At 46.3% G+C, this 11,582-nt stretch carries 13 protein-coding genes; 1 reads left to right on the top strand and 12 read right to left on the bottom strand.

Annotated features, from left to right (window positions below; all coding sequences use genetic code 11):
• Positions 1-30: 30 nt before the first annotated feature.
• From AB447_RS22395 to AB447_RS22385, 3 genes are all read right to left on the bottom strand, one after another.
• Positions 31-264: a CsbA family protein gene (locus tag AB447_RS22395; protein WP_048354959.1), complete on the bottom strand. Its 234-nt coding sequence runs from the start codon at positions 262-264 to the stop codon at positions 31-33.
• Positions 265-388: 124 nt separating this feature from the next.
• Entirely contained in the window at positions 389-682 is a 294-nt protein-coding gene (locus tag AB447_RS22390; protein ID WP_048354958.1) for a DUF5316 domain-containing protein, read from the bottom strand.
• Positions 683-771: 89 nt separating this feature from the next.
• Complete coding sequence (locus AB447_RS22385) at positions 772-1,941, bottom strand: PDZ domain-containing protein (RefSeq protein WP_411801406.1); 1,170 nt, start codon at positions 1,939-1,941, stop codon at positions 772-774.
• A gap of 117 nt (positions 1,942-2,058) precedes the next feature.
• Here AB447_RS22385 and AB447_RS25980 point away from each other — a divergent pair, with 117 nt between their 5' ends.
• On the top strand, positions 2,059-2,211 hold the full coding sequence (locus AB447_RS25980) for a hypothetical protein (protein ID WP_156183559.1): 153 nt from the start codon (positions 2,059-2,061) through the stop codon (positions 2,209-2,211).
• Between the two features lie 67 nt (positions 2,212-2,278).
• Here AB447_RS25980 and AB447_RS22380 read toward each other — a convergent pair whose 3' ends face one another.
• From AB447_RS22380 to prfB, 9 genes are all read right to left on the bottom strand, one after another.
• Positions 2,279-2,632: a swarming motility protein SwrAA gene (locus AB447_RS22380; protein WP_048354957.1), complete on the bottom strand. Its 354-nt coding sequence runs from the start codon at positions 2,630-2,632 to the stop codon at positions 2,279-2,281.
• A gap of 353 nt (positions 2,633-2,985) precedes the next feature.
• Entirely contained in the window at positions 2,986-4,404 is a 1,419-nt protein-coding gene (gene ctpB, locus AB447_RS22375) for a carboxy-terminal processing protease CtpB (RefSeq protein ID WP_048354956.1), read from the bottom strand.
• Between the two features lie 137 nt (positions 4,405-4,541).
• A complete protein-coding gene (locus tag AB447_RS22370) occupies positions 4,542-5,600 on the bottom strand; it encodes a tartrate dehydrogenase (protein ID WP_048354955.1) in 1,059 nt (352 codons plus the stop codon).
• Between the two features lie 160 nt (positions 5,601-5,760).
• Positions 5,761-7,029, bottom strand: coding sequence for a murein hydrolase activator EnvC family protein (locus AB447_RS22365; protein WP_048354954.1), 1,269 nt, complete (start codon positions 7,027-7,029; stop codon positions 5,761-5,763).
• Between the two features lie 87 nt (positions 7,030-7,116).
• Positions 7,117-8,007 (bottom strand): permease-like cell division protein FtsX, encoded by an 891-nt coding sequence (gene ftsX / locus AB447_RS22360; RefSeq protein ID WP_048354953.1) that lies wholly within the window; start codon positions 8,005-8,007, stop codon positions 7,117-7,119.
• Positions 8,000-8,686 (bottom strand): cell division ATP-binding protein FtsE, encoded by a 687-nt coding sequence (gene ftsE, locus AB447_RS22355; RefSeq protein ID WP_046129465.1) that lies wholly within the window; start codon positions 8,684-8,686, stop codon positions 8,000-8,002. The genes ftsX and ftsE overlap by 8 nt, the downstream gene beginning before the upstream one ends.
• A 335-nt stretch (positions 8,687-9,021) precedes the next feature.
• Positions 9,022-9,345, bottom strand: a complete 324-nt coding sequence (gene cccB, locus AB447_RS22350; RefSeq protein ID WP_048354952.1) for a cytochrome c551 — start codon at positions 9,343-9,345, stop codon at positions 9,022-9,024.
• 46 nt (positions 9,346-9,391) lie between these two features.
• Complete coding sequence (locus AB447_RS22345; protein ID WP_048354951.1) at positions 9,392-10,246, bottom strand: YitT family protein; 855 nt, start codon at positions 10,244-10,246, stop codon at positions 9,392-9,394.
• A gap of 213 nt (positions 10,247-10,459) precedes the next feature.
• A protein-coding gene (prfB, locus tag AB447_RS22340) for a peptide chain release factor 2 (protein WP_096892183.1) occupies positions 10,460-11,561 on the bottom strand; the annotation gives its coding sequence in 2 pieces (ribosomal slippage) (positions 10,460-11,488 and positions 11,490-11,561; 1,101 coding nt in all).
• Positions 11,562-11,582: the final 21 nt, after the last annotated feature.

The raw sequence follows: 11,582 nt of genomic DNA, 5'->3' as shown, positions 1-11,582 counted from the left end.
AGGGTTCGCGGCAATACATCCAAACGGGTTCTATGATTCTTCCTTCTTTTCGGCCGCTTTTTTGGCGGCATACAGCGCTCCGGCCACGAGGGAGACAATATCGACTCCAACGATAAAAAAGGTTTCCGTGTAGCCTTTCAGATATGAGGCGAACAATAAAGCGGCTGTAAGGGCGATGCCTACATAATGGTTATACGTCACCCTTGTAAAAAACAAGACAAGCAAGAAAGGAAAAATTAGTGCAAAAACGGCTTTTGTAAACACAAAAACCCTCCTCACGTTTCTTGATCTTATTTGATTATATTAAAGAACAAAGAAACGGACAAACCAAGACACTCACTTCATTATCATACCCACCTTCATGCGGCGCTATTCGAAACAGAGCCCGTTAAAACGCAAAAAAGAACGAAACACCGGCCGCCAGCAGATTCGGAATCGCGAAAAACGCGAGGGCGTTCGTCATCTTGTGATTTGACCTTCTATGCTCTTCCGTTTCCGAATGGTGATTTCCCCTGAAGCGGTCCCCGCTGACGAATGCGCCCGAAAATAGAGCGGAAAGAAGACCCGCGCCGAGGCCGGCCGTACCCGAAATTTTGAAAACCAATGTCCAATCCTCCGCCGCAAACGAAATCACGATCGAAACAAGGCAAACAGCAACACCGGTTAGAAAAGCCGTCTTCATCTTTCTCATTCTCCTTTTCTCACGATATACAAATCCTTTTAACCAAAAGAAAAAGCGCCGGACGATGACGCTTTCTTCAAAATAATATGCTAAAAGGTTTCAGCAGATGCTGCAGCCTCGGAATGTTCGGACGCAAGCCCCTCCTCTTTCACGAAGATAATCCCGAGTTCATGATGCTCTCCTTCGTATGAAGCCCTTTGTTCAAAACGAACTTCATTGTTCAAACCGACCACTTCAAGCTTGAAAAAGGCGCGGTTTTTTTGCAAAGCTTCATAAAACTCCGCCACATTTTTCACTTCTACGCCGTTGACCTTCGTAATAATCTCGCCAATCTGAAGGCCCAGATCGGCCGCCGGCGTGTTTGGAATGATGCCGAGAACCATCAGTCCCTGATCTCTTTTTGAAAAATAGAAAGGCGCGGAATTGTCGTTCACCCGCTGTTTCCATGTTAAAAAAGCCCTTCCCGCTATAGCGGCTCCCGCTGCAGCGGCGGCAAGCGGCGGCCACCATACGCTCCCGGCTGCGATCAGCACTGTGATGCCGCCGAGAATGCTGATGCGCTTCGCCGTAATCTTGATACTTTCGCTTGGAAGCGATCCCTGCACTCGCTGGCCGAAACCGATGATATACGGAATCCACAATAACTGAAAAGCGTCTCCGTTGAACGTTAAAACGGGCCACCAGGGAACAGAGGATTGAATCGCGTCGCCCGGAATCAGAATAAACAATGGCAGAAGCCATGTCCGGCCGGCGATTTGCTGTCCGATCGGCAGCCCCCTCTTGCTCATCACGATCGACGGAGACGTCCGCACATGAGCCGTTTTGTATGCCAGTATGCCTTCTGTTATTAAGAGAAGACCGAGCAATACCGCAGCCGCAGACCAATTCGCAAGGGACAGCTGCGGAAGAACGGCAGCCGCAGCTTCCGGATAGAAATAAACGATACAGCAGCCGATCACGATGCTCAACCCAAGCGTATAAGCCGAAGACAGCAGGCTCTGTCTGAATGTCAAAGCAAAGATCGCAGTCGCGGCCGCTATCAAAATGAGCATTCCGAGCGGAAGCGAGATGCCTAAGCCAAAAGAGACAATGGACAGGAGGATTCCCGCCAAAAGTCCTTTAGAATATGTAAACTTGAATTCATCATGTATATCTTCAATGCGCGTCTGAAATGTCTTTCTTTCACGTTTGATCCGGGCATAGCCGTAGGCAAGACTCATGATCATCATTAAATAGAAGAGCGGATGCAAAAAGAACATACCTGCTCCTTTTAAAAGTTCAATTAAAGTATCTTCAACTGACAAGGAAACGTTCACCGCCTATCCAAGCATTTTAAAACCGCCTGTTAACCGGCAGCCTTTTACGTTGGGTATAATTTGAAAACCCAGCTTGTCCAGGCGTTTGCAGAAGAAGACGGCGGGCGGCATTTTAGGCAGTGCCTATCGGCCGAAACGCCGAGCATTTCGTATCTTGCAAACCGCCGGCGCCTGTCATACGCGCATTCACTGCAGCGAATGCGCGCATCTTAAGGCAAGCTGGTGCATTTTATTACTATTCTAACAAATAATAAAATGCTTGGGTATGGTAAACGCGGGTTTATTTTTCCTGACTCATCCAAAGCGTCACATTCGACAAAGAAAAGTCCTTTAAATAGTGATTCACCTCAACATCCAGGATATCCCCAATCAGCTGCATGGAACGTTTGATATCTGTTAAATTAATGCCCAGACGCTTATGGTTGTCCATTAAATAATTAAAATAAAGTTCTGCGCAATCCTCGGTGATGTCATCGACACTTTCCAATGTTGTGTAGTTGACGAGGTATCTGCTGAACAGCATAAGCAGTCCTACGGCCTTTGTAGCGGAAAACGTAACGTCTTGTGATCGAACTTTTAATTGCTCCACTAATTCATAGTATTTTTTCTCTCTCACAATACTTGCCCTTTTCAATCGTGTACCCCCATTTATTATTTATATATAAGAAAAGCGCAAGCGTCAGACGACTCCACCAAACAGAGACGAAGAACGCGAATTAGCGCTGACATTCTCCGCAAAAAAAATGCACGCATTATAATTTATGATAGGTTCATTTCTTATTTTAAGAACTTTTCATTATTTATACAACTTGCAAAAGTTACATTTTTACTGCATCTTTACATCCTAATAAAGTCTCCCATATACTTTCTTATCGGGTCATTTCTATTCATTCTGAATGTTTTTTTTATGAAAAAACAAAAATTTTAGGTAAAAAGATTGAGAAATTACTTTCTGAGAATAAAAAAAAGTGAGGGTATCTTTCCTCCTCACTTTTTTGTGAACAACACGTTTAATGCGGCTTGAAGCTGCAGATCGTTCTTTTCATCCAGCTTTTTTTCCTCAATCCTGAGATTTATTGTATTTGCCGTTTTTTGGTCAATTGTTCCGGACCGTTTCAGTTTGTTTTGTGCCTGAAACGCCGTCACTGCTTTTTTAGTGCCTTCGCTGTAATATCCGTCATATCGCCCGCAATCAAAGCCGAGACTTTTGAGCAGAAGCTGCGCCCGCTTAATATCGCGGTTGTTCATATCCGGTTTAAGAGGTTCTTTAAGCTGAATCGGACCTGCTGAAAAATAAGCCGGCTGTGTGACGGGAATCGTCGGCTGAATGCCTTTTTTATGGATCCAATTTCCTTTTGGCGTCAGCCATTTATACAGCGTCAATTTGATATTGCTTCCATCGCCCATCGGAACGGCCTGCTGAACGGTGCCTTTTCCAAAGGAAGGATCTCCGACGACAGGATATCCGCCCGCTTCTTTTAAAGCCCCGGCGAGAATTTCCGATGCGGATGCGCTTCCTTTATCCGTAATGACGCTTACAGGATAAGACTTTTTCTCCTTCAGCTTTGAGAAGTATTGTTTTTTATTGCCGTTTCTCTCAGCAATTTGAATATACGGCTGATCTTTTGTCACAAAATGTTTTAAAATGTTTTCAACACTTTGTAAATATCCGCCAGGATTGCCCCTGACGTCTAATACAAGACCATCAATTCCCTTTTTCTCGAGCTTTTTCAATTCAGCAGCAAAATCTTTAGCCGTATGTTCTGAAAAGGAAGAAATCGCAATGTAGCCGACAGGCTTGCCCTTTACTCTTTTCACCGAGGCAAAAACAGTCTCAAGCGGTATTTCGTCGCGTTTGATCGTAAATGTAAGCTGATCTTTCATGCCGGGGCGGTGAACCTTCAGGGTAACCGTCGATCCTTTTTTTCCCCTGATCTTTAATACGGCATCATTCAGATCCATTCCAGCCATCGATTCGCCGTCAATGCTGATAATTTCATCGTTCGGCTTTAATCCGGCTTTTTCAGCCGGCGATTGTTTGAAAGGAGAGACGATGATGATCTTTCTTTCTTCCATTCCGATTTCTGCACCGATTCCTTCAAAGGAGGAATCAAGAGAATCCGAAAACCGTTTTGCAGTCTGTTTATCCATATAAACCGAGTATGGGTCGTTTAATGTGGAAAGCATGCCCTGAATGGCTCCTTCCAGCAGCTTTTCCCTGTCCACCTGCTCCACGTATTCATTTGAGATCAGATCGTATGCCTTTTCGATCTTCTCCATCGCCTCGTTTCTCGCTGCGCCTCCGTCTTTAGCGGTCGCTGCGGCTTTTGGCATCAGATCGGCTCCCGCTAATAAACCGCACAGCAGACTGACGGCAACGATAATCCGTGCAATTTTCTGATACATCCTATACCTCCTCTTCTGGCTGCACTATGTTTTGTTGCTTGATGTAGTATGCGTCAAAAAGATTCAGTTCATGTAAATTGTTTTTCCAATGAACGAAAAAACTGCCTCAATGATTCCGGCAGTTTTCACTACGTTTTTTATACGTTTTTCAAACGGTTGATGATTTCATCTGTCACTTCTTTCGTGGTGCACGTCCCGCCGATATCCGGCGTCAGCCAGCCGCTTTTCAAGACATCTTCGATCACGTCGAGCAGCCGATTTCCCAGCTCTTCTTCACCAAAATGATCGAGCATCATCTTCGCTGTCCAGATTTGGCCGATCGGATTGGCGATCCCTTTTCCGATAATATCCGGGGCCGAACCGTGAACAGGTTCAAACATGGAAGGGTATTTGCCGTTGACATTGATGTTGGCTGCCGGCGCAATTCCCACGCTTCCCATGATCGCAGCACCGATATCAGTTAAAATGTCGCCGAACAAATTGCTTGCAACGATCACGTCAAACCGCTCAGGCTGTGTGACAAAAAAAGCGGCAAGCGCGTCGATATGCTGTGAGTCCGTTGTAATTTCCGGGTAATCTTTTGCCGTAAACTCGAACACTTCATCCCAGAAAGGCATAGAATGAACGATGCCATTCGATTTTGTCGCACTTGTGACATGCTTTTTCCGCTTGGCCGCCATTTCAAAGGCGAAGCGCATCGCTCTCTCCGTTCCCTTTCTCGAAAACACGTTATTTTGAATCGCGATCTCCTCTTCGCCACGGTAGATTTTCCCGCCGATCGTGCTGTATTCGCCTTCACTGTTCTCCCGTACGACAAGCAGATCAAAATCCTTTGGATTGGCCAAGGGAGACCTGATCCCTTTCAAAAACTTTGCAGGCCTAATGTTGATCACCTGTTCAAACTCGCGTCTTATTTTAATTAACAGCCCCCATAACGAAATGTGGTCGGGAACAAGACTCCTATTTCCGACTGCACCCAGGAAAATAGCGTCAAACCCCTTTAGCCGCTCCAATCCGTCGTCAGGCATCATTTCCCCGTGCTCCAAATAATACTCGCAGCTATAAGGAAATTCCGTAAACTCAAAGGACAGCCCGCCGTGAATATCTGAAATCGTTTTCAAAACACGCTGTGCAGCAGGAACCACTTCTTTTCCCACGCCGTCTCCCGGTATGCTCGCAATGCTGAATGCCTTCATCAGATTATCCCCCTCGTTCTTTCAATTGTCGACGGTCGACCGTCGACTATAATTTTATTCTATACCCCGTACCTTGAACTGACAAGGCGTTTTTTATAAAACCTTCAGCCAATATAAAAAGCCGGCCAGGTCATGTTATGACCGGGCCGGCATGAAATCTTTAAAGCGGTATATAGTTTGCCGGATCAACAGCATTCGACTTCGCGTTGTTCCAAAGGCCTTTATGAATTTCAAAATGCAAATGCTGACCGTAGGACTGGCCTGTATTGCCCATCGTTCCGATGACTTGTCCCTGATCGACGCGCTGGCCTGTGCGCACCTTTATGGAAGACATGTGGGCGTAAACCGTTTGGTATGTCTGTCCATTGATGTTATGGGTAATAAACACGACGTTTCCATAGCTTGACGAGTAATGGGCATTGTAAACCGTACCGGCGGCAGCCGCATAAATCGGAACGCCGGAACCGCGGTTGGCAATATCTACTCCGAAATGGTTTCCGAGAGAACGATTTCCGAATCCGGAGGAGAACCTGCCTGAAGCGGGACGGATAAAGCCTGAACTGCTCGGTGCAGACGGTTTGGACGCGGAAGCTGTCCTGTCGCCTGTATTTTGCGACTTAGCAGCTTCAGCTTTGCGCTTCTCCTCTGCCTCCTGCTTTTTTCTGTAAGCTTCTTCGGCTTTAATCGCCTCATCCTGGCGCTTCAAAACTTCAGCTTCATTTTCAAGTGCGCCAAGCTCTGCGTGTACATGATCTTTATCATGCTTCACCTGTTTCATGACTTTCGACTTTTCCTTCTGCTGGCCGTCCAGCGCCTTTTTTAATTCTTCCAGTTCTTTCAGCGCTTTTTCGAGGCTTTGCAGCTTCTCGTTCAGCTTCGTTTCCTTGTCCTCAACAAGCTGAAGGTCCTTTTCCTGCTCTTCTATCAAATCCTTGTCCGCTTCAACGATCGTTGAAACAGCTCCCGCCCGGCTGATGAAGTCGCCGAAGCTTTTTGCCCCGAGAAGGACGTCTATGTATCGGTTTGAACCGCCATTTTCCTGAATTGTACGAGCTCTGTCCTTTAAAATTTCGTTGCGCTTTTCAATCTTTTCTTTAAGTTCTTTGATCTGCGCTTTTAGCTCTTCGATGCTTTTCTTTGTCTGGTCGATCTCTCCGTTTTTCTTTTCCAGCTTTTCATTCGTATCGGTCATCTGACGGTCTATTTTCTCGATGTCGCTTTTCAGGCTTGACTCCTTTGATTCAAGCTCGGAAAGCTCCCGCTTCTTTTTTTCCCGCTTTGTCTCGTTTTTCGACTGCTTGCTCTGAACGTCGCTCTTCTTTTTCTCTAAATCCCCGTATGCTGACGCATCGTTGCTTTTTAAAGGAATCAAAACGGCCGACGTTCCGAGTAAAGCAGTTAAGCTCAGCGTCATCAATCTTCTTTTCAACCTTGGTTCCTCCTTGCTTTCAGAATCAAGGGAGCCGGCTTTTTGCAGGTCCCAGCGCGAAAACTAGGCCGACAGGAAAAATGCCGGCTATACTTTTAAGAATTTACGGATTGACATCAAGCTTCCCCATACACCGATTAGTGCGCCGATCAACATCAAAATAAGAGAAATCTGGAACACAAACGGATTGTACGGCAGCATCTCGATAAAGGTTCCTTGAACTCTTGGAGCAATCCATTGAACAACATAGTCATAGGTTCCAAGCAGTAATGCGATCGGAATCACAGAACCGAATATGCCCAAGAGCAGACCCTCAATGAAGAATGGCCAGCGGATGAACCAGTTTGTAGCGCCTACCAGTTTCATAATCTCAATTTCTTTGCGTCTTGCAAAAATCGTAATTTTAATGGTATTCGAGATTAAGAACATGGCCGTAAACAGCAGCCCGATGACCAATGCAGCTCCTATTACTTTCGTAATATTGCTGATTTTAAACAGGCGGTCAACTTTCTCCTGTCCATAATTCACCTTATAGGCATTGTCCAGTTTCGCTATTTTTTTGGCAACTTCAGGAGTATCTTGAGGATTGGATGTTTTAACGACAAACGCATCGTTTAACGGATTCTCCTGATCAAACATTGAAAAGACTTTCCCGTCGTCACCAAAGCTGTCTCTCAAGCTTTTAAGCTCTTCATCTTTTGAAGAGTATTTGATGCTGCTGACTTCAGGAATTTGTTTAATTTCTTTTTCCAGCTTATCTTTCTGATCCTGTTTAGCGGTTAAATCGACTAAAACTTTGATTTCCACTTGTTTTTCGATGTTTGATGTCATATGCAGCAAATTGAACATGATCATCAAAAATACGCCGACCAGGATAAGCGTAACTGTTACAGCACTGATGGATGCGAAAGTCATCCACGTGTTTCTTCCGAGAGATTTTAGGCTCTCGCGCAAATGCCGTCCGAGAGTTCTAATCATAAGAACCATACTCCCCTCTAGCTTCATCACGCACAATGACTCCGTCTTCGATTGCGATGACCCGTTTCTTCATGGTGTTAACGATTTCTTTGTTATGAGTCGCCATGACAACCGTTGTTCCGCGGTTGTTGATTTCTTCAAGCGTCTTCATGATTTCCCAGGATGTTTCTGGATCAAGGTTTCCCGTCGGTTCGTCAGCGATGACAACGTCAGGCGCGTTGACAATCGATCTTGCGATGGAGACCCTTTGCTGCTCCCCGCCTGACAGCTGATCCGGAAACTGTCTCGCTTTATGCTTCAGCTGAACAAGATCGAGCACCTCAAGCACTTTTTTTCTGATCACTTCGGGACGCTCGCCGATGACTTCCAAAGCGAAGGCGACGTTTTCAAACACCGTCAGTTTCGGCAGCAGTTTGAAGTCCTGAAACACGACGCCGATTTTTCTTCTGATGTAAGGTATTTCTTTTTCTTTTAGCTGTGCCAGGTTTTTATTGCTTATGACAACTTTCCCTTTGGACGGCTTTTCTTCGCGGTAGATCATTTTGATAAAAGTTGATTTTCCCGCGCCGCTCGGGCCGACGACATAAACAAATTCCCCGGGATGTATCGAGATGCTTATTCCGTTCAGCGCCGACACCCCGTTGGAATAAGTCTTATACACATCTTTCATTTCGATCATGTAATCACCTAATCTTTTATGTTTATACGGTCATACTTTTCGAAAAAGTATGTCGCTTTGTGTCCTTATGTACATCGTGAAAATTTTTGCGCTTTTTCAACAACACCCATTATACGTCAAGATTAGACAAAATGATATTACAGTTTTGTTTCAATCCAGACATAAGTTGTAGGAAAAACGCAATATCAGACAAAAAATGTGGACTTTCGACCTTTTCCAGGACAAAAATAGCTGTAATTTTCATTTATTAATAGGTAATAAGACTCTTTACGCATGAAAAAGAACCTTGTTCGAACGAAGTTGAACAAGGTTCTTTTGTCGTGCACGGCAAACCGTTATTTTTTCTGTGAAAGCCATTTTGCTACGGCTTCAGCCTGATCTTCCTTCACGAGTCCGCCGGGCATGCCGCCGCGGCCGTTGACAACAATGTCTTTAATTTCGCTCTCTTTAAGCTTGCCGCCGACTTCTTTCAGGCCCGGAGCAGAACCGCCGGCCAGATCCTTCCCGTGGCAGCCTGTGCAGTTTTGCTGATAAATTTCCTCGCCATCATTTGCAGTCGTCTGTCCGCTTGTATTTTTGTCTTTGCTTTCATTATTCCCCCCGCAGGCAGCGAGCACAAAAGAAACAGCCAAAAACAGTGTAAACAGCTTGGTTTTCATCCTGAGGTCAGCTCCTTTTAGAAATCAATTCCTATTATAACCTCGATTACGCGCGTTTAAAACCCTCTCCGAGAACCTCGGAAGCGTCCATTGCAATGACAAATGCGGACTCATCAATATGTTTCACCAGTTGTTTCAGCTTTGTGAATTCGGTTTGCCCGACGACGCACATCAGAATGGGGCGTTCATCATCCGTATAGCCTCCGACCGCAGAGATCTTCGTTACGCCTCTGTCGATTTTTACGAGCACCGCTTTGCGAATTTCCTCTTCGCGGTTCGTGATGATCATCGCCATTTTGGAACGGGTAAGCCCGACCTGAATGACATCGATCGTTTTGCTTGAAATATAAACGCCGAGCATCGCATAAAGCCCCTGCTCGATCGTAAACACGAGCATCGCCGACAGCACGATCGTTCCGTCGATCAGTGCCAAACATTTGCCGTGGGACAGCCCGGTGAACTTATGGATAATTTGCGCGGCCAGCGCTGTTCCGCCGGTTGATCCCCTTCCAAGGAAGACCATCCCGATGCCCGCTCCGATTCCGACTCCGCCGAAGATCGCCGCCAAAAGCGGATTATGAGTCGCCGGGCTGATGTCCCGCGTAAGATAGACGACAAGCGGAAGAAAGACTGAGCCTACGAGCGTCTTAACCCCGAATTTCCCTCCAAGGATGAGCACGCCCGCTATAAATAAAGGAATATTAAAAGCCCATTGTACATAGGCTGCCTCAAAACCGAACGACTGTAAAATGGTGCTGATCCCGCTGACTCCGCCCGCTGCGATCCGGTTCGGCAGCAGAAACATGTTAAACGTCACGCCGACGATCGCCGAACCTAAAAGAATATAGCCGTAATCGCGCATGACGGCAAAAAAACGGCTTCTTGATCTGTCTAACGTCATATATGTCATCCCCCGCCAAGTCTGATACCAATCGAGAGTATAGCATGTTGCCTGCTGTAAGTAAATAACAGTCAAATAACGTGCTAATGGGATAAAGCGGCAGAGAAGCAAAGCCCGTCCGCCTGCGTGCACACTCTTATGACGTTAGGATGAGCAATTGCTGGCAGGTTTAGCCGCAGAAAAAGACACATCCTTAACGGATGTGTCAGGAGTTTAAGAAAGCTTGGAACGCAAGTAAGCGTCGATAAAGCTGTCAATATCTCCGTCCATGACGGCCTGTACGTTCCCCATTTCCGTATTGGTTCTGTGGTCCTTAACGAGAGAATACGGGTGGAAAACGTAAGAGCGGATTTGGCTTCCCCAGCCGATTTCTTTTTGCTCGCCGCGAATTTCGTCAAGCTGTGCCTGCTGTTCTTCAATCCGGCGCTGATACAGCTTCGACTTCAGCATTTTCATGGCGCGCTCGCGGTTTTTGATTTGCGACCGTTCCGTTTGGCATGTCACGATTACGCCGGTCGGCAGGTGGGTAATCCGGACGGCGGAATCTGTCGTGTTGACGTGCTGACCGCCGGCTCCGCTTGCCCGGTACGTATCGACCTTGATGTCTTCCGTCCGGATCTCGATGTCGATTTCTTCATTGAATTCAGGCATGACGTCACAAGAAACAAACGACGTGTGCCTGCGTCCGGACGAGTCAAACGGAGAAATGCGGACAAGACGGTGGACGCCCTTTTCGGCTTTTAAATAGCCGTATGCATTATGGCCTTTAATCAGCAGCGTAACAGATTTAATCCCCGCTTCATCCCCCGGAAGATAGTCGAGGGTTTCCACTTTAAAACCGCGGCGTTCAGCCCATCTCGTGTACATTCTGAGGAGCATTGAACCCCAATCCTGCGATTCCGTTCCGCCGGCTCCCGGATGCAGTTCCAGGATCGCGTTGTTTTTGTCGTAAGGCTCGCTCAAAAGAAGCTGCAATTCGAACTCGTTGAACTTCTTCGTCAAGCTTTTCAGCTCGTTTTCCAGTTCGTTTTGCAGATCAGAATCGGGATCTTCTTTTAAAAGATCGTGCGTCATCTGCAGCTCTTCATGCGATTCGCTTAATTCTTTATACGTGTTGACGTAGTCCTTTAAAGCATTTGCTTCATTAATGATCGACTGCGCCTTTTGCTGGTCTCCCCAAAAATCCGGGTCGGCCATCTGTTCCTCTAATTCAGCGATTTTTGCTTCCTTCGTTTCGAGGTCAAAGAGACCCCCTGAAGTCCGCTAAACGAGAAGCCATATTTTCGAGTTCCTGTCTGATTTCAGTTAATTCCATTTCCTTCACCTCATCGAGTAT

This window comes from Bacillus glycinifermentans (assembly GCF_001042475.2).
In the GTDB taxonomy this organism is placed as follows: Bacteria; Bacillota; Bacilli; order Bacillales; family Bacillaceae; genus Bacillus; species Bacillus glycinifermentans.
This window is presented reverse-complemented; position numbering and strand designations above follow the sequence as displayed.

Coding starts and splice junctions, on each gene's coding strand:
- AB447_RS22390 (WP_048354958.1), bottom strand. CDS start 682: ATGAAGACGGCTTTTCTAACCGGTGTTGCTGTTTGCCTTGTTTCGATC.
- AB447_RS22385 (WP_411801406.1), bottom strand. CDS start 1,941: ATGTTCTTTTTGCATCCGCTCTTCTATTTAATGATGATCATGAGTCTT.
- ctpB (WP_048354956.1), bottom strand. CDS start 4,404: ATGTATCAGAAAATTGCACGGATTATCGTTGCCGTCAGTCTGCTGTGC.
- AB447_RS22370 (WP_048354955.1), bottom strand. CDS start 5,600: ATGAAGGCATTCAGCATTGCGAGCATACCGGGAGACGGCGTGGGAAAA.
- ftsX (WP_048354953.1), bottom strand. CDS start 8,007: ATGATTAGAACTCTCGGACGGCATTTGCGCGAGAGCCTAAAATCTCTC.
- ftsE (WP_046129465.1), bottom strand. CDS start 8,686: ATGATCGAAATGAAAGATGTGTATAAGACTTATTCCAACGGGGTGTCG.
- cccB (WP_048354952.1), bottom strand. CDS start 9,345: ATGAAAACCAAGCTGTTTACACTGTTTTTGGCTGTTTCTTTTGTGCTC.
- AB447_RS22345 (WP_048354951.1), bottom strand. CDS start 10,246: ATGACGTTAGACAGATCAAGAAGCCGTTTTTTTGCCGTCATGCGCGAT.